This window comes from Streptomyces sp. NPDC050617 (genome assembly GCF_040654795.1).
Lineage (GTDB): Bacteria > Actinomycetota > Actinomycetes > Streptomycetales > Streptomycetaceae > Streptomyces.
Window position 1 is genome coordinate 56,428 of sequence record NZ_JBFAIS010000015.1, and the last position, 17,349, is coordinate 73,776.

The 17,349-nt window shown below is 73.0% G+C and carries 16 protein-coding genes; 8 read left to right on the plus strand and 8 right to left on the minus strand.

Annotated elements, in window-relative coordinates; all coding sequences use genetic code 11:
• Positions 1–32 precede the first annotated feature (32 nt).
• The 3 genes from AB0I49_RS20765 to AB0I49_RS20775 all read left to right on the plus strand — a co-directional run bounded on the left by AB0I49_RS20765 (position 33) and on the right by AB0I49_RS20775 (position 3,473).
• Positions 33–749 (plus strand): DUF4232 domain-containing protein, encoded by a 717-nt coding sequence (locus AB0I49_RS20765; protein ID WP_363228480.1) that lies wholly within the window; start codon positions 33–35, stop codon positions 747–749.
• A 179-nt stretch (positions 750–928) separates the two neighbouring features.
• Entirely contained in the window at positions 929–1,789 is an 861-nt protein-coding gene (locus tag AB0I49_RS20770; RefSeq protein ID WP_363228481.1) for a hypothetical protein, read from the plus strand.
• 625 nt (positions 1,790–2,414) lie between these two features.
• The gene (locus AB0I49_RS20775; RefSeq protein ID WP_363228482.1) at positions 2,415–3,473 is read left to right on the plus strand and encodes a methyltransferase; all 1,059 of its coding nucleotides are present in this window, start codon (positions 2,415–2,417) and stop codon (positions 3,471–3,473) included.
• Between the two features lie 75 nt (positions 3,474–3,548).
• Here AB0I49_RS20775 and AB0I49_RS20780 read toward each other — a convergent pair whose 3' ends face one another.
• The 4 genes from AB0I49_RS20780 to AB0I49_RS20795 all read right to left on the minus strand — a co-directional run bounded on the left by AB0I49_RS20780 (position 3,549) and on the right by AB0I49_RS20795 (position 8,063).
• Positions 3,549–3,944: a Rid family hydrolase gene (locus AB0I49_RS20780; protein WP_363228483.1), complete on the minus strand. Its 396-nt coding sequence runs from the start codon at positions 3,942–3,944 to the stop codon at positions 3,549–3,551.
• Positions 3,945–4,170: 226 nt separating this feature from the next.
• Positions 4,171–5,190, minus strand: a complete 1,020-nt coding sequence (locus tag AB0I49_RS20785) for a 2OG-Fe(II) oxygenase family protein (RefSeq protein WP_363228484.1) — start codon at positions 5,188–5,190, stop codon at positions 4,171–4,173.
• Between the two features lie 429 nt (positions 5,191–5,619).
• Positions 5,620–7,011, minus strand: a complete 1,392-nt coding sequence (locus AB0I49_RS20790; RefSeq protein WP_363228619.1) for an FAD-linked oxidase C-terminal domain-containing protein — start codon at positions 7,009–7,011, stop codon at positions 5,620–5,622.
• Between the two features lie 251 nt (positions 7,012–7,262).
• Complete coding sequence (locus tag AB0I49_RS20795; RefSeq protein ID WP_363228485.1) at positions 7,263–8,063, minus strand: IclR family transcriptional regulator; 801 nt, start codon at positions 8,061–8,063, stop codon at positions 7,263–7,265.
• A 217-nt stretch (positions 8,064–8,280) separates the two neighbouring features.
• Here AB0I49_RS20795 and AB0I49_RS20800 point away from each other — a divergent pair, with 217 nt between their 5' ends.
• From AB0I49_RS20800 to AB0I49_RS20815, 4 genes are all read left to right on the plus strand, one after another.
• Positions 8,281–9,447: an acyl-CoA dehydrogenase family protein gene (locus tag AB0I49_RS20800; protein ID WP_363228486.1), complete on the plus strand. Its 1,167-nt coding sequence runs from the start codon at positions 8,281–8,283 to the stop codon at positions 9,445–9,447.
• A gap of 160 nt (positions 9,448–9,607) precedes the next feature.
• Positions 9,608–10,750: a CaiB/BaiF CoA-transferase family protein gene (locus tag AB0I49_RS20805; RefSeq protein ID WP_363228487.1), complete on the plus strand. Its 1,143-nt coding sequence runs from the start codon at positions 9,608–9,610 to the stop codon at positions 10,748–10,750.
• A 127-nt stretch (positions 10,751–10,877) separates the two neighbouring features.
• Complete coding sequence (locus AB0I49_RS20810) at positions 10,878–11,108, plus strand: hypothetical protein (RefSeq protein ID WP_363228488.1); 231 nt, start codon at positions 10,878–10,880, stop codon at positions 11,106–11,108.
• Positions 11,109–11,322: 214 nt separating this feature from the next.
• The gene (locus AB0I49_RS20815) at positions 11,323–11,628 is read left to right on the plus strand and encodes a DUF6059 family protein (RefSeq protein WP_363228489.1); all 306 of its coding nucleotides are present in this window, start codon (positions 11,323–11,325) and stop codon (positions 11,626–11,628) included.
• 100 nt (positions 11,629–11,728) lie between these two features.
• Here AB0I49_RS20815 and AB0I49_RS20820 read toward each other — a convergent pair whose 3' ends face one another.
• The 3 genes from AB0I49_RS20820 to AB0I49_RS20830 form a co-directional block, all read right to left on the minus strand.
• A complete protein-coding gene (locus AB0I49_RS20820; RefSeq protein WP_363228490.1) occupies positions 11,729–12,112 on the minus strand; it encodes a peptidase inhibitor family I36 protein in 384 nt (127 codons plus the stop codon).
• Between the two features lie 222 nt (positions 12,113–12,334).
• Positions 12,335–13,537: a cytochrome P450 gene (locus tag AB0I49_RS20825; protein ID WP_363228491.1), complete on the minus strand. Its 1,203-nt coding sequence runs from the start codon at positions 13,535–13,537 to the stop codon at positions 12,335–12,337.
• Between the two features lie 611 nt (positions 13,538–14,148).
• On the minus strand, positions 14,149–15,426 hold the full coding sequence (locus tag AB0I49_RS20830) for a hypothetical protein (protein WP_363228492.1): 1,278 nt from the start codon (positions 15,424–15,426) through the stop codon (positions 14,149–14,151).
• Between the two features lie 182 nt (positions 15,427–15,608).
• On the opposite strand from AB0I49_RS20830, the gene AB0I49_RS20835 reads away from it, so the two are divergent.
• Entirely contained in the window at positions 15,609–16,883 is a 1,275-nt protein-coding gene (locus tag AB0I49_RS20835; protein WP_363228493.1) for a hypothetical protein, read from the plus strand.
• Positions 16,884–16,987: 104 nt separating this feature from the next.
• Here the strand turns inward: AB0I49_RS20835 and AB0I49_RS20840 are convergent, their stop codons facing one another.
• Positions 16,988–17,323 carry a hypothetical protein gene (locus tag AB0I49_RS20840; RefSeq protein ID WP_363228494.1) on the minus strand — a complete coding sequence of 112 codons (336 nt, stop codon included), beginning with the start codon at positions 17,321–17,323 and terminating at the stop codon, positions 16,988–16,990.
• Positions 17,324–17,349 lie beyond the last annotated feature (26 nt).

Below are 17,349 nucleotides of genomic sequence, written 5' to 3' on the forward strand. Positions count from 1 at the left end.
TTCGATCTGACGTATTCGTAAGGGGCTTTCTCATGTCGCCTGCCACTCTCGTCGCCCGCCGTGCTCGTTCCGCCGCCGCGCTCTCGCTGGTCGCCGTCGCGGCTCTGTCGCTCTCCGCCTGCGGGGGCGGGGACGACAAGGCGGGCGGGTCGAACGGTTCGTCGTCCGTATCCTCCGCCGACGGTTCCGGGTCGGGCGGAGCGTCCGGGTCGGACTCCGGCTCCGGTTCGGCTTCCGGCTCCGGCTCCGCCGCGGCCGGTACGGCCGGCGGCAGCGGCCACGGCAAGGGGAGCACGGCCGCCGCCGCGTCCAACCTGTCCCCGCAGTCCGCCTCGGACCGCTGTGAGGCCGCCGACATGTCGCTGCGCCTGGGCCGCGGCGATGCGGGGGCCGGCAACATCAACTACCCGCTGGTGTTCACGAACACGGGCAAGAAGACCTGTTCCCTGGGTGGATACCCCGGAGTGTCGCTGCTGGCGGGGGACGGCCAGACGGTGGGCTCGCCCGCGAAGCGCGAGGGCGACAAGGGCCACGTCGTACGGCTGGCTCCGGGCAAAAGCGCGTACGCCGCGCTGCGCACGATCAACGACGGCCTCAAGGACGCCCCGTGCTGGAAGACGGGGAAGATCGTCAAGGCGTACGCGCCCGGCTCCAAGGACGCGATGACCGCCCGGACCTCGGGCCTGCGGGTGTGCGGCGACACCTTCACCGTCGGCGCCCTCCAGTCGGGTACCGGCCCCCAGGGGTGAGCCCCGGAGGGACCGGCGCCCCTGATTCGGTCAAGTCTCCGTATGCATGGGGGCGTTGGGGTTCCGCGCTCTGGCCGTGGCCGCTGTGGCGGGCGAGGATGACCACGAGGGCGCAGGGACTCTGCCATGGAGGTGTGCTGATCGTGTTCCGCAGACCGTTACGACGTGCGGTGTGGGCCATGGGAGGTGCGGTGATCTGGGCGGGCGCGGCGGTGGCCGCGCCCGCCCACGCCGTTCCCTCCGCACACGTCTCTCCCGCCTCCGTACGAGCCCCCTCTGCCGTACGAGACCGCTCTGCTGTAGGGGCCTCCGCTTCCGTACGGGCCTCCGCCGCCGTACCGGCCGCCGCCTGCCGCCCGAACACGGAAGCCGCGGGGCTGGCCAGCCGGCCCCTGGACGGCAGCCTGGTGTCGGTGCCGCGCCGCGACGGGCGCGTCGAGCAGTTCCAGTACTTCGCGGACGACTCGGTGACCCAGGGACTGCCCTGGTTCCTGTGGCACCGCGCCCAGGACGAGCCGGGCGGCGCCTACGGCGACTGGGAGCGCGTCAGCGCCGTGCCCATCGGCCCGAAGATCTCGTACGCGAGCGCGGCCGAGGACGCCGACGGACGGCTGGAGGCGTTCTTCCCCTCGTACGGCGTCTTCTGCCACACCGCGCAGGCCGCCCCGGACGCGGAGGACTGGAGCCCGGCCGCGGACTTCGGCCTGAACCCGGCCCCGTACCACGGCGGCGTGGTGCTGTTCGCGACGCGCGACGGGCGGCTGCACGCCTTCGCGTCCAGCGCCGCCGGTACGTCCTCGATGAACGTACGGAGCCAGGGCGGCCCGTCCGGCGCGTGGGGACCGGTGCGGTCCATGGGTAAGGTCCCCGACGCCAATGTGGGGCTCGGCGCGCCGGGCAGCCTCACCGAACTCGCCGACGGCCGCCTGCGGGTCGGCGCCCGCGAATGGAACCGCGACCGGACCTGGCAGACCACCGAGCTGACCCCTGGCGGCAGCTGGGAGCCGTGGCGGCTGTGCCCCACGGCGGCCTGCGCCTGATCGGACGCCGCGCCCGGCCCCGACCGCGGCTCGGCTCCCGGACCCGCCCGCGTCCCGGCTCCCGGGCGCGTCTGTGCCCCCGGCCCTCCTGGGCGTCCGGCGACCCGGCCCCTGTCGGCGGGACCGGTGCACCGGCGCACCGGCGCACGCGAGCGGCCCACCCGCACCCCCGTGGCGGGTGGGCCGCCGCAGTGCGGCGGACGGGCCCGTACGGCGCTGCCGCCGCCCGGTCCTCCGGTACTCCGTCCGCGGTGAAAGGGACGCCCCGGCGGAGGGGACGGTTGACGCCCCGCCGCCCGGTACGCGCTGCCGCCCCCGAACCGCTCCCGGCACCCGCCCACCCGTACCTCTGATGTAACGCGCGTCCGGACCGCCACAACAAGGCGGCATTCGGGCGGAATTCGCGATCCGGAGGCCCGCTCCCACGGCGACGCCCCCTGGTGGGCCCGTGGATTCCTGGCCATTGTGGAGGCCGGCGGCGGCACACCGCCCCCAAGCGCCGCCCCCCGACCCGTACCTGCGTGCGTAACAGCGCTCACGCCCGTACCCGCACCCACGCCCGTACGCCCCGCTACCGTCCGTACGCCCCGCTACCGCCACGGCCCGCGACAAAGAGGAGACAGTGATGGACAAGGAGGCAGCCGTGGACCCGGCCCGCCCCGCCCCCGACGACCGGAACGCGCTCGTCCTGAAACTGAGCGAGCACGCTCTGGCCTATCTCCACTCCGCGACGCTGCGGGCCGCCGCCCGCCTCGGCGTGGCCGATCACCTCGCCGACGGCCCGCGCACCCCCGACCAGCTCGCAGCCCTGACCGGCGCGGACGCCGGTCATCTGCGCCGCGCCCTGCGCCTGCTGGCGACCCGCGACGTCTTCCGCGAAGACGAGACGGGCGCCTTCGCCCTGACCCCGCTGGCCGAACTGCTCCGCTCGGACGTGCCGAGGTCCATGCGGGAGGCGGTGAGCATGCTGTCGGACGACACGTTCTGGCGGCCCGCCGGCCGGCTGGAGGAGACGGTACGCGCCGGGCGCACCGTCTTCGACGACATCTTCGGCGCCTCGTTCTTCGACTATCTGGCCAGTTCCGAGGAGCTGGGCGCCGCCTTCGATACGGGCATGGCCGCCCTCTCGGACGGCGAGAACTCCGCCATCGCCGCCGCCTGTCCCCTCCCCGCCACCGGAGTGGTCGCCGACGTCGGCGGCGGTCGCGGCGGGCTGCTGCGCGAGGTGCTGCTGCGCGGCCGGAAGCTCACCGGCGTCCTGTACGACCGGGCGGCCGTGGTACGCGGGCACGCGCTGGAGGGGCCGGAACTGGCCGGGCGCTGGCGGGTGGAGAGCGGCGACTTCTTCACGTCCGCACCGGCTGCCGACGTCTACCTCGTCAAACGCGTCCTGCACGACTGGGACGACGAGGACTGCCTGCGCATCCTGCGCGCCTGCCGGGCCGCGATGACCGAGGACAGCCGGCTGCTGGTGATCGACGCCGTGCTCCCGCGGGACAACGCCCCGCACCACGGCAAGAGCCTCGACGTGCTGATGATGACGTCGCTGCCCGGCCGGGAGCGCGGCGCGGACGACTTCCGGCGGCTGCTGACGGAGGCGGGGCTGACGATGATCCGCATCCACCCCACCGCCTCGTCGCTGTCGGTGGTGGAGGCCGCGGTCGCCGCGGCGAAGGCGGACTGAAGCGAGTCCTGCGTACGGGCGGCGGTGCGGGAGATCCGTGCGCCGCCCGTACCGGCGGGCGGGGGGACGGGCGGGTCACTGGGCGGCGACGGCCTCGATCTCCACCAGCATGTCCGGATCCGAGAGGGCGCTCACCCCGGCGAGCAGGCTGGTCGGCCCGCAGCCGCGGCGTTCGAGTTCGGCGGTGAGCGCGTCGTAGTTGGCGGTCATGGCCGGCAGATCGACGGTGAAGACGCGGATCTGGACGACGTCGGAGAAGGCGAACCCCACCTCGTCCAGCGTCTCGCCGAGGCGTCGGCAGGTCAGCTCGATCTGCCCGCGGATGTCGCCGCGGTGGGCGATGCGCCCCTGGTCGTCGCGGGCCTCGTGGCCGGAGAGCAGCAGCCAGCGGCGCGGCTCCTCCACGACCACAGCCCGGTGGTACGCGAGGTGCCCGCCGATCATCCGCGGCCCGATGTCGTGGCGCTCCATGGTCTTCTCCTCCGGACGGACGGTTCTCGGGTGGTTTACGGGCGATTTGACGGGGGCTTTCGGGCGGTTTTCGGACGTATGGCGGGGCTGCCTCAGGGACGGCCCCGCCCCTCCTCGCGATCATGGTCGCTACGGTCCGCCCCCGCAATTCGCGCCCCCGCCAGAAGGGGCTGCTCCCCGGGCCTGACCTGGACCCTGGGGCCTGGACTCCGGGCCTGGCCTTGTCCTACGGCTCCGTCGAGAACGTCTTGACCATCTTCGTCGAAATCCACTCACCGCTGGTCATACCGTCCGTGGGCGGGCGCTCGTAGTCGTCGGTCGCGAGGGCGGCGATCGGTTCGACGGGGGCGTCGTGATTGGGCTGGTGGAAGAAGGGGATGGACAGGCGCGAGGAGCGGTTCCCCCGCTCCGGATTGAGCACGCGGTGCATGGTCGAAACCCACCGTCCGCTGGTCCACAGGGCCATCAGATCGCCGATGTTGACGACGAAACTGCCGGGAACGGCCGGTACGTCACGCCATTCGGCCGTGTCCCCGGCGGCCTGGAGAACTTGCAGGCCGCCGAGCCCGTCCTCCTGGTGCAGGACCGTCAGACTGCCCCAGTCGGTGTGCGCGCCGCGCCGCAACTGCCCCGGCAGGGGCGGCTGGAGCTGCGGGTAGTAGTAGTTCGCGATGAGCGCCGACGTGTGGCGGTCGAACCTGTCGTCCCAGAAATCCTCGGCCAGCCCGAGCGCCCCCGCGAACAAGCGCATGATGTCGCTGGAGAGTTCCGTCATGACGCTCATGTACTCGTGCCACGTGTCCTGGAAGCCGGCCGGCGCACCGGGCCAGATGTTCGCCATCTTCCACGGAGCCCAGTAGTCGCCGAGGCAGTCGCGCTCCTCCTCGCTCAGCTCCCCCGTCACGTGTGATGCGAAGACTTCGCACAGGTCGGGCGGGGTCTCCTGGCCGAGGCTCAACGCCGATACGCCTCCGAAGCGCCGGAATCCGGCGACGCCGGGGCGGTTCGCCACCAGGTCCTTCTCCGCGTCCGGCAATGCGAAGAAGGCGTTCGTCGTCGCGTGCATACGGTCGATCAGCTCGCGCGGCACGCCGTGCCCCACGATGGTGAAGAACCCGGAACTCGCGCACGCTTTGCCGATCGCGTCGGCTATGAGGCCGCGTCCGTGCGCGCTTCCTCTGCCGGACAGATCGATGACCGGTACGAAACCGTCGACCACGGCGGCGGTTTCCCGAATGCGGCCCATAGTCCATTTCCCTTCCGATGGGGATCCCTTGCGGGCGATGAGGCGATGAGGCCGGTATCGGCCATTGCGCCTTCATGCCTTCAAGTGTTCCGTTGGATCCACCCCGGAGACTTTTCGCCGCCCGCGGGCGAGGACACAAGGCCGGTACGCGCGAAACCCTCAAGCCCGGGTCGAACCGCTGACCTTTACCGGCGTCAGGTCAGTCCGGAGCCGTTGTCCGGACTGACCTGCGGCGAGCTGGAACCGAAGCGGGCCGCGTCGCTCATGCCCCCTCCTCGCCGACTGAAGCCGACACCGACACCGACACCGACACCGGAACCGGAACCGGCACCGACATCGGCACCGGCACCGGCACCGGCACCGAAACTGGCCGGCACCGGCACCGCCTCGGGCCGTGTCCCGCCGATTCCGCCGCCCCGGCCCGCTCCTTCACCGAATCCCGCGCCGAACCCCGCGTCGAACGCCTCGGCCGTCGTCCCGCCCGCCTACCCCTCGACGCCCCCCGACGGCCCCGCCCAGGTCGACGACCTTCCCCGGATTGAGGATGCCGTGCGGATCCAGCGCGGCCTTGACGGCGTGGTGCAGGGCCAGCACCTCCGGCCCCAGCTCGCGGTCCATGCCGGGCCGCTTGAGGAGCCCGACGCCGTGTTCGCCGGTGACCGTGCCGCCCAGCGCCAGCGCGTCGTCGAGGATCGCCTCGAAGGCGCGTTGCGCGCGGGCGCGCGCCTCGTCGTCGCCGGGCGGCGTGATGATCAGGGGGTGCAGATTGCCGTCCCCGGCATGCGCGATGTTGGCGATCAGCAGATCGTGCGCGGCGGCGGTCCGGTCGATGCGGGCCAGCATCTCCGGCACCTTCGCCCGCGGCACGCAGACGTCCTCGGTGAGCACCGGACCGAGCCGCTCCAGCGCCGGGTAGGCCAGGCGGCGGGCCTCGAACAGGGCGTCGGCCTCCAGCTGGTCGGTCGAGACCGCCGCCCAGGTCGCCCCGGCCTTGCGGAAGCAGTCGATCATCAGGTCCGCCTCGGCGTCCCCGGCCGCCCCCGGCGTGTCCAGCCGCCCCAGCAGCACCGTGTCGGCCTCGGCGGAGAGCCCCATGTTCTTCCAGGCGTCGACGGCGGCCAGGCAGTGCCGGTCGACGAGTTCCAACGCGGACGGGGCCACCCCGGCGGCGGCCACGGCGGCGACCGCCTCGCCCGCCGCGACGGCCGAGTCGAAATGGCCCACCACCGTACGCTCGGGCGGACGCTGAGCCCGCAGCCGCACCGTCACCTCGGTGATCACCCCGAGGGTTCCCTCCGAGCCGACCAGCAGCGAGCACAGGTCGTAACCGGCCACGCCCTTGGCGGTGCGCCGTCCCAGCCGGACCACCTCGCCGCCGCCGGTGACGACCTCCAGCCCCAGCACGTAGTCGCGGGTGACGCCGTACTTGACGCAGCACATCCCGCCGGCGTTGGTGGCGACGTTGCCGCCTATCGTCGACCAGGGGGAGCTGGCCGGGTCCGGCGGGTACCACAGCCCGTGCTCGGCGCAGGCCCGGCGCAGGTCGTCGTTGACGACGCCGGGCTGCACCACGGCCAGCCGCTCGCCCGCGTCGATCTCCAGCACCTGGTCCATGGCCTCGAAGGACACCACGACGGAGCCGTCCAGGGCGTTCGCGCCGCCGGACAGCCCGGTGCCCGCGCCGCGCGGCACCAGCGGCACCCGGTGCTCCAGGCACCACCGCACCAGGGTGCGCACCTCGGCCGTGGACCGGGGCCGGACCACGGCGAGCGGCTGTCCGTACGGGGCCCACTCCGCCTCGTCGTGCCGGTAGCCGTCCATGGTCTCCGGCCCCGTCAGGACGCGGCCCTCGGGCAGCGCCTCGGCCAGTGCGCGGGCGAAGTCGCCGGCTGCGCCGGGCCTGCTGCCGATGGGGTGATTGTGCTGGTCCATGCGCCGTCCTCCGCTGCTGCGTGCCGTGCTGCTGTACGCCTCCCATCATCGTCAGCCGCGGCGGCGCGGGGCATCGGGGGTCGCCCCGCGGAGGCCGTACGGTTCCGGAACCGTCCCGGCCGGGAGGCCCGGCGGCGGAGTCAGGCCGGCGCGCCGCCCGTCCGGGAGAGCGTGGCCGAGAGCTCCTTGGCGGCGGCGCGTACGGCGTCCGCGACCGTGTCGAGCCGCTCGGCGGTACGGGGAGTGGGGCCCGCGACCGCCAGGCAGGCGACGAGCCGGCCGCCGCCCGCGAACACCCCGGCCGCGGTGGCGCTGACGTCGGGCAGGGTCTCCCCGCGGTTGAAGGCGACGCCCTCGGCGACGACGGCCGCCAGCTCCTCGCGGGCCCGTGCGCGTCGGCGCTCGTCCGGCAGGCGGGCCCGCAGGTAGGCGTTGCGGCGCGCCGTGTCGCGGTGGGCCAGGGCCACCTTGCCGGTGCTGGTCGGATACAGCGGGCGGCGGGTGCGCAGGGGAGCGGAGTAGCGGATCACCTGGGTGGACTCGAGGACCTGGACGTAGACGATCGAGTCGCCGACGGGCTCGCCGAGCATCACCGTCTCGTCGAACTCCCGCAGCAGCCGCTCCATCGCCGGGCGGGCGAGGTCGGCCAGGGCGGGCCGGACCGCCCCGAGCAGGGCCCCGGCGGCCGGGCCGAGCACGTAGCCGCTGTCGCGCTCGGCGAGGTAGCCGGTGGCCACGAGCCCCTGCACGAGGCCGTGCACGGAGGATTTCGGGGCGTCCAGCACGGCGCACAGCGCGGCCAGCCGGATGCCGTCGGAGGCGGCGGCGGTCTCCAGGATGGTGGTCACCCGCGTGACCGTCCGGTGCTCCTTGGGCGTCGCCGCCCGGGGGCCCGCGGCCTGCGCCCCCGGCGCGTTCCCGTCTCCGTCGTGACCTGCCACGTCGCCTCCGTGCTCGTCCGCGCCGCTGCCCGGCCGCCGTTGTCGCCGGTCATTGTCGCAGCCCGCGCGGGGCGGCCCCATCCCTTGACAGGGGTCACACCCGTACCTAGGTTCCTCCCTACTTACGAACTCGCGTCCTTATATAGGAACAGCGCCAGGGATAAACGCTGGGAACGGCGCGAGTGACCGGAGCGGCACCGGGTGATCGGAGCGGCACATGGATTTCGAACTCACCGAGCAGCAGCGGGACATCCAGGCCGGCGTCCGCGACCTGGCCCGGAGCTTCCCGCCCGAGTACTGGGCCGAACGCGACGACTGCGGCGAATTCCCCTGGAAGTTCTACGACGCCTTCGCCGCGGCCGGCTGGCTGGGCATCGCCGTCCCCGAGGAGTACGGGGGCGGCGGGCTCGGCGTGCTGGACGCGGCGCTGCTGCTGGAGGAAGTGGCGGCGTCCGGCGCCGGCATGAACGGATGCAGCACGATGCATCTGACGATCTTCGGACTCAACGTCCTGGCCCGGCACGGCAGCGAGGAGTTGCGCCGCGCGGTGCTGCCGCACGCCGCGACTGGCGAACTGCATGTGTGCTTCGCCGTCACCGAACCCGACGCCGGCACCGACACCACCCGCATCTCCACCGTCGCGCGGCACGACGGCGACGACTACGTGATCCACGGACGCAAGATATGGATCACCAAGGCCGGGGACGCGCAGAAGATGATCCTGCTCGCCCGTACGACCCCGCGCGACGAGGCGGCCCGGCCCACGGACGGCCTGTCGGTCTTCCTCGCCGACGTCGACCGCCGCGCCATGGACATCCGGCCCATCCCGAAGATGGGCCGCAACGCGGTGGCCTCCAACGAGATCCTCATCGACGGCCTCCGGGTGTCCGCGTCCGCCCGGATCGGCGAGGAGGGCGACGGGTTCCGCTATCTGCTGGACGGCCTCAACCCGGAGCGCATCCTGCTCGCCCACGAGGCGCTGGGGCTCGGCCGGGCCGCCCTGGACGCGGCGACCCGCTACGCCAAGGACCGCGTCGTCTTCGACCGCCCCATCGGGCAGAACCAGGGCATCGCCTTCCCGCTGGCGGAGGCCCTCACCCGGCTGGACGCCGCCCGGCTGATGGCCCGTCAGGCAGCCTGGCGGTACGACCGGGGGCTGGCCTGCGGACGCGAGGCGAACATGGCCAAGTGGCTCTGCGCGGACGCCGGTTTCCAGGCGGCGGACCGGGCGGTGCAGACGCTCGGGGGTATGGGGTATGCGCGGGAGTACCACGTGGAGCGCTATTTCCGGGAGTCCCGGCTGCTGCGGCTGGCGCCGGTCAGCCAGGAGATGGTGCTCAACTACGTCGCACAGCACGTGATGGGCCTGCCGCGCTCGTACTGACCGCACCGCCCGACCGCACCGCCTGACCGTCGTTCGGCATCACCGCTCCGCTTGTACGGAACCGCTGACCACCGCTCGTACCGCTCCGCTTGTACCGCTCTGCTCGTACCGCTCCGCTCGTACGGAACCGCCCTCGCCTCGCCACGCCTCCGGAGGAACCATGCGCGCACTCGACGGCGTCACCATCGTCAGCCTGGAGCAGGCGGTGGCCGCCCCGATCGCCACCCGCCATCTCGCCGACCTCGGAGCCCGCGTCATCAAGATCGAACGGCCCGACGGCGGCGACTTCGCCCGCGGCTACGACGAGGCGGTGCGCGGCATGTCCTCGCACTTCGTCTGGCTCAACCGGGGCAAGGAATCGGTCGCCCTGGACCTCAAGACCGAGCGGGGCCGTGGGGCGCTGGGCGCCCTGCTGACGCACGCCGACGTCTTCGTCCAGAACCTCGCGCCGGGCGCCGCTGACCGGCTGGGCTTCGGCTCGGCCGCCCTGCGCGCCGCGCACCCCGGCCTCGTCGTGGTCGAGATGTCCGGCTACGGCAGCAGCGGCCCGCTGCACACCAAGCGCGCCTACGACCTGCTCGTACAGGGGGAGACGGGCCTCGCCTCGGTGACCGGCACCGCGGGGGAGGCAGTGAAGACCGGCATCCCGGTGGCCGACATCGGGGCCGGCCTCTACGCCTTCTCCTCGGTCCTGGCGGCCCTGCTGCGGCGGGAGCGGGGCGGCGGCGGAGCGTGCGTGGAGGTGTCGATGTTCGACGCGATCGCCGAGTGGATGGGGCACCCGCTCTACACCACACTGCACACCGGTGCGCAGCCGCCGCGCGCCGCGCTGGGCCACCCCGCGATCGTCCCCTACGACGCGTACCCGACGGCGGACGGCACGGACGTACTGATCGGCGTGCAGAACGACCGGCAGTGGCGCGCCCTGGCCGCCGAGGTGCTGGGCCGCCCCGACCTGGCGGAGCACCCGGACTACGCCACCAACGTCGCACGCTGCCGCCACCGCGCGGCCGTGGACGGCCTCATCGGCGAGGTGACCGCGCGGCTGTCCGTCGCCGAGCTCGTACGGGCCCTGGACGACGCGGGCATCGGCAACGCCCGGCTGAACTCCGTGCACGGCCTGGCCGGCCACCCGCAGCTGACGGCCCGCGACCGCTGGCGCACGGTGAAGACCCCGGTCGGCCCGGTCGAGGCCGTACTCCCGGCGATCACCTTCACGGACACGGAGGCGCGGATGGACGCCGTGCCGGCGCTGGGCGAACACACCGAGGCGGTACTGGCCGAGTTCGGCATCGACGCGTAAGGCCCCTATCCGGGGCGGCTGAGCGGCGGCTCAGGGGCGGTGAGCCCAATTCCGGTTATGGCTTCGTGAGTGCTTGACGACCCTCGGTAGTCAGCCTAGGTTGACGGCCGTGGAAGAAGTGGACGGAGTGGATGAAGCAGAGGTGAACCGGCTCGTGGCCGCCGCGGCATCCGGCGGGGTCCGCGAGGGGCTGGCCGCCGTTCGCCTGCTGCGTCGCCTCGTCGAGGACATGGAGGCCCGGCAGGTGGACCGGGCCCGCGAACTGGGCTGGGCCTGGGGCGACATCGCCGAGCCGCTCGGCGTGTCCCGCCAGTCCGCGCACAAGAAGCACGCCCGACGGCGGCGCACGGCCGCCTGACGCGCACCGCACTCGCCACATCAGCCGGGCCGGGCCGGGGCGGTCGTGGTCCTGCCGAGGCCGTGGGCAGAAGGCGCCCCGGCGCGTATCGGCCGTCGTTCCCGCTGACGCCCTGCCGTCCTGCCGTCCTGACGCGCCGCCGTGCCGACCCGCTTCGGCCGTCACCCCAGCCGGACACCATCCCGCCTCGACCGGCCGCTGGCACCCTGCGGCCATGCCCAACGCAGGGATCAGACACCGCGTGGCCGGCCGACTTCTGCGTCCCCTGTGGCGTTCTCTGTGGGAGGGCCTGGTGGCCTTCGGCACGCTGCACGTGACCGGCCAAATGCCTCCGCCCGTACGCACGGTGGCACGTACCGAACACTCCGCACCCCCGCAGTCCCCGCCGCAGTCCCCGCCGTCCCTGGCCGGACCGCCGCCGGGCCACCCCGAGCGGGTCCGCGCCGACGTGCCGCTGACCGCCCAGGAGCGCCGGCTCGCCGACCGTCTCCCGCCCCTCGTGTGGCCCGACGACCTTTGAGGGACGGCCGCTTCGGCGCCGGGCGCGGCCGTGCGCCCCGGCGCAGGCATGGTCCGCCTGCGCCGGGGCGCTTCACACGCCGGACGGAATCCGGCCGGGGTCAGCAGGACTTGACGGAGCTGACCTGGTTGGCGACGTCGGCGTTGAGGTCGATGGCCGCGCCGTCCGGGATGAGCTGGATCTGGTTCTCGTACCCGGCGTCCCGGTACAGGCACCAGTTGCCGCCGGAGATGTTCTTCACCGAGTACACGTGGTCGTTGAGGTTCCCGGCCACGCCGCCGAGGTCGTAGACGCCGTCCGACAGCGACAGGTGGCTCCCGCCGCCCTGCGCGTCGTGGTAGACGCAGAACTCCGACGGGTCGCACGGCCACTGGGCCGGGTCCGCGTTGGCCGTGCCCGGCGCCGCGAACATCGCGGCGGCCCCGGCGAGTGCCGCGGCGACGACGGTGATGCGGCTGCGGCTGCGGTTGTTGCGGATGCTCATGGTGTTTCTTCCCTTCTGACGAGGGAGCCTTTCTCCCCGTTACCGGCGGCGCGAGGGTCGTCCCCCGTCGCGCCGTCCGCATAAGCATCGTTACACCGCAGAAGCCGCAAGGGAGCCTCAGACGTCTCAGGCCGGTCAGGCATCCGAATCCGTCATCCGCATCCGGCATCCGCATCCGCATACGCGCGGGCGCCGGAAGCGGACCGGCGAGGGAACGCCGGGCTACCAGCGGACGGGCAGGTTGCGCAGCCCGCGCAGCAGGCTCGGGCGCCACTCGGGGGCGTCCGCCGTGTCGTCGGGGGCGAGGCCCGGGAATCGCTGGAGGAGCGCGGGCAGGGCGACGGCCGTTTCGAGGCGGGCGAGGGGCGCGCCGAGGCAGTGGTGGATGCCGTGGCTGAACGCGATCTGCGCGCGGTTGACGGCGGGGTCGCGGTGGATGTCGAAGCGGTCGGGGTCGGCGAACCGCTCGGGGTCGCGGTTGGCGGCGCCGAGCGCGAGGACGACGCGTTCGCCCTGCTCGATGGGGGTGCCGGCCAGGGTCATGGGTTCGGCGGTGTAGCGGTAGGCGGCGATCTGCGCGGGCGGCTCGTAGCGCAGCGCCTCCTCGACCGCGCCGTCCACGAGGGCCGGATCTGCGCGCAGCGCGGCGAGTTGGTCGGGGTGACCCAGGAGGTGGTGGACGGCGCTGGAGATGAGGTTGGCCGTGGTCTCGTGTCCGGCGACGAGCAACAGGAAGGCCATGCCGAGGAGTTCCTCGGGGGTGAGGTGGTCCTCGTCCTGGTCGTGGGTGCGTACGAGCGCGTGCAGCAGGTCGCCGTCCTCGTCCGGGTCCTGGCGGCGCTTGTCCTCGATGAGGCCGGTGAGGTAGCCGGTCATGGCGACCGCCGCGGCGCCCGCGGCCTCCGCGTCGGCGACGGCGACGATGTCGCCGGACCAGCCGCGGAAGGCGGCGCGGTCGGCGGCCGGGACGCCGAGGAGCTCGCAGATGACGGTGACGGGCAGCGGGAAGGCGTAGTCGCTCACGAGATCGGCGCGGCCTGCGGCGGCCATGCCGTCGAGGAGCTCGGCGCAGATGTGCTCGATGCGCGGGCGCAGACGTGCGATGCGGCGGGCGGTGAACTCGCGGGCGACGAGCGTGCGGAGCCGGGTGTGGTCGGGCGGGTCGGTCTGGAGCATGTTGAGCCCGATCGCGAAACCGCCGTCGTCCTTGAACTCCGCCGAGTGCCGGATGTCGTTGCGCAGCCGAGGGTCGGCGAGCGCGGTGCGCACGGCGTCGTACCCGAGGACCAGCCAGACCGTCTCGCCGGCGGGCATCGTCACCCGGTGCACCGGGCCCTGGGCGCCCAGGGCCCGGTAGGCGGGGTGGGGGTCGGTGAGGAAACCGGGAAAGGCCGAGGTCAATTCGGTTATCGAGTCGATGCTCATGGTGGCTCCCAAACATTTGGGGACTGTTCCCCGTTTACGTTCGGCGAGCGTACCAAGAAGCGGGGAGCAGTCCACGCTTGAGGGGGGGTGCGGTGTGGGCTGGCCTTGGTGCGCTCGGAGGCGGCCTGCTCAGAGGTCAGAGGCGGCCTGTTCGGAGGCGGAGGACTTTCGAGGTGCGCGGCCGCGCGGCGAGGCCGGTGGTGACGCCCTGCGTCGGGAGCAGGGGCAGGACCGCGAAGAAGATAACGGGGGGAGAGCCGAGCAAAGTGGCGAGGAGAAAAAAGACGCCGGCGGCCTCCGCGGGGGAGGCCGCCGGTCGGTGCGGCGTGCGGGCCGGCCTGGGCGACGGTGGTGTGCCGTTTCCGTGCGGCGCGACTCGGGCGTACCGCGAGGCGGCCGTCAGCTCAGGACTGAGGACGGCTACCGTGGTTGGCGCCGTTCTTGCGGCGGGCCTTCTTCTTGCGGCGTCGCTTCGAGGACATGCCGCCTCCTTTCAGAGTTGGTTTCAGCCAGTTTTCACCCTTTCATATCGATATCCGCCGCGTCGATTCGACAGGGGTCGCCGCGCCCGGCCCGGCCGTTGACTCCGCGCCGCAGGACCTGCGGGAACCTCAGGGACGCCACACCACCGCGTGGTGCGTACCGCCCAGATAGGTGTAAAGGGGAGTGCGGATCGATACCCCCGCGATGGCGCCGTCCGAGTTGACGAACAGTGCCGAGCTGTACGGATCGGAGGGTGCGCTCCCCAGATCGACGGCGCTGCCGTCGGCGCCCCAGCGCATGGCGCGCTTGTTCTCGCGGCTCGGGATGCCGTCCCAGGCGTCACCGACGACGGTGCCCGCGTCGTTGACCTGGGCGCCGTTGCCGTTGCCGCGCATGTCGCCCGGCAGCGCCAGCGGGGTTGCCGTGCCGTCGGGGGCCCAGCGCACGGCGGTCGCTTTGACTGATATGTCCGTGCGCCGGGAGCCGGACACGATGCCCTGGTCGCTGATCGAGGTGGCGGAGGCGTTCAGTCCCAGGTCCTTCACGGTGCCGTCGTCGCCCCACTCGACGGCGTGCGGCTCGACCGGACCCGCCGGTTCGGGCCGGGCGGCGGTTCCGATGACGGCGCCCGAGTCGTTGATGCCGAAGGCGGAACTCGCGCCGTGCTGCGGCCATTTGGCGCGGATGAGGGCGCCGAGGTCGGTGGCGGCGCCGCCGGGGCTCCACTTCACCGCGTGCCGCGTCGAGAGGCCGCCGTTCCAGGAGTACCCGACGGCCTCGCCCGTGCCGTTCATGGCTACGGGCGCGCTGTAGGCGTCGCCGGGCAGCGGCGGCAGGGCGACGAGCGTGCCGTCCGGCTTCCAGACCACCCCATGGCCCTCGTCGGGCGAGACGTCGCCCGTCCAGGAGGTGCCCGCCACGGCGCCCGCGTCATTGAGGGCGGCGGGTCGCGAGAACGCGTCGCCGGGTACGGGCGCGAGCGGTGTGACGTCGCCGGTGCCGCTCCAGCGCACGGCGTGTCCCTGCCGCGCGGACTGCGAGGTCCCCGCGGACCAGGAGTACCCCGCCGTCGTACCGGAGTTGTTGATCTCGGTGGCCCTGCCGTACAGATCGCCGGGGGCCGGCGGCAGGGCGTGGATGGTGTCGTCGGAGTCCCAGCGCACCGCGCGGTCACGGTAGTTGGCGGGGTACATGCCGTCGGGGGAGGTCGAATACCCCGAGACCGCGCCCTCCTCGTTCAGCCCGGTCGGCTGGCTGTACCAGTCGCCGGGCAGGAACGGCAGTGCCGTGAGCGCGGGAGCGGGCGCCGGGTCGGCGACGGCCGACGGCGCCGCGGTCGCGACCAGGGAGGCGGCGGCCAGGAATGCGGCGGCGGTGATCGGTAACTTGTCGTTCCGGTTGACCATATGTGCGATCACAGTTTCTCCAGGGAGAGTTGTGAAGACGGAAGAGGAAAGGGAGAGAAGAGAGAGAAGGGGAGAGAGCGGTGAGAGCGACCGGGCGATAGTAAGGGCGAGGGGAACGCTCCGCGCACAGCCGGGCGAAAACCCGTTGCGTCGCGATGCGCCCCGGACAAAGATCACCTTTGATGACGAACGAACTCGAACAGGCCCGTCAGCTCCTCGACTCGGGCGACCTTCCGGGGACCGTACGGGCTCTGCGCCCCCTCGCCGACACGGCCCCGCTCCGCGACCTGGCCGAAGTGGTGCGACGGCTCGCCGCGGCGGCGGACTTCGACGACCTCGCGAAGGCGGCGAAGGGCCTGACGAAGAAACCCGAAAACCCGCAGGCGCTCTACGACTTCGGCTACGCCTGCGTCGAGCGCGGCGTGTCCTTCCTGGCCGTACCGGCCCTACGCCAGGCGCTGCGGCAGGCCCCCGAGTCGCGCGCACTCCGCGCCGAACTGGTCTCGGCCCTGGAGCGCGAGCACCGCCACGGGGAAGCGGTCGCCGTGCTCGCGGAGCGCGAAGCCGTACTGCACCCCTGGCCCGAGCGCTACCTCCTGGTCTTCAACTCCCTGCTGGCGGGCGAGCTCGACCGGGCGCGCGACGCCGCGGCCCAGCTCCCGGCCCCGGACGACGCCCGCTGGGAATGGGCCCACGACCGCGTCCGGAGCATGCTCCACCGGGCCGGACTCGCGGCGGCGGCCGGCCCGCTCGACGGCCGGGACCTGCGCGGCTGGCACTACGCCCTGACCGGCGGCTACCTGGGCGCCCTCTCGCCGTACGGCTTCACGTCCGGCATGAGAGGCCGCTACGCCTACGTCCAGGACACCGTCGAACAGTGCCGCGCCGGACTCGATCGGCTGGCCGCGGTCCTCGCCGCCACCGGCCTGAAGCCGCGCACGGTCTCCCTGCTGCCGGGCCGGTCCCAGCGCATCCTGGGCCTCGCCGCCGCCGAGGTCCTCGGCCTGCCCGCCGAGCCGTACGCGCCCGGCCGTACGGACACGGTCGTCGTCGCCTACGACCTCCGCGAACTCGACGACGAGACGGCCGTCGCCCTCCGCGAGCGCGCGGACGGCCAGGTCCTCTACGAGCACGCGACCTGCTGGACGCAGCCCCCGGTCGCCTGCGCCGACATGAGCGGGCTGCTCTGCCAATTCGCCGTCGAGCCCTGGGGGGAGAAGCTGCACGCCGGCGAGAGCGGTACGGAGCGGCTGCCCGCCGACGACCGGCCGGAGGCGGAGATCGCGGCCGAGATCGTACGGGCCGACGGGACCCCCGATCCGGGGGACGGGAACACGCCGCCCGATCCCGACGAGGCGTTCACCGCGTTCGTGACGGCCACGGCGGCGGGCTGGCTGACCGGCACCCGCGCCCGGGTCGGCTCGCCCGGACCGGTCGGCAGCTCGCGCTTCTTCTGATCGGCGCCGCCGGGCCGTACGGGCTCCAGGCCGGCCGCGGCCCCCGGTGCACGCCACCGGGGGCCGCGGCCGCGTTCATGAGCGCGGTGGAGGTGAGCAGGGGCTCAGCAGGTGACGACCTTGCCGTACGAGCCGCGGCCCCAGTGCCACTGCCACTGCTCGCCGTTCTGGTACGTCAGACACCGCGAGTCGGGCCCCCAGTCGATGACGACCTTCAGGTGCATCGCACGGCCGCACCCGTTGGTGACCTTCACGTACTTCTTGTGCTTGATGACGTCCCGCCTGACGCAGGACGGGGCGGTGCCCGCGATGTTGATGGCCGAGGCGGCTGAAGCGGTCGAGGCGGCGGGGGCGGCGGAGGCCGCAGGAGCGAGGGCCAGGCCGCTGCCCAGCAGGGACGCGGCCATCAGGCCGACAGCGGCGCGCTTACGAAAGTTCACAGTGTGGAATTTCCCTTCCCCAGTGA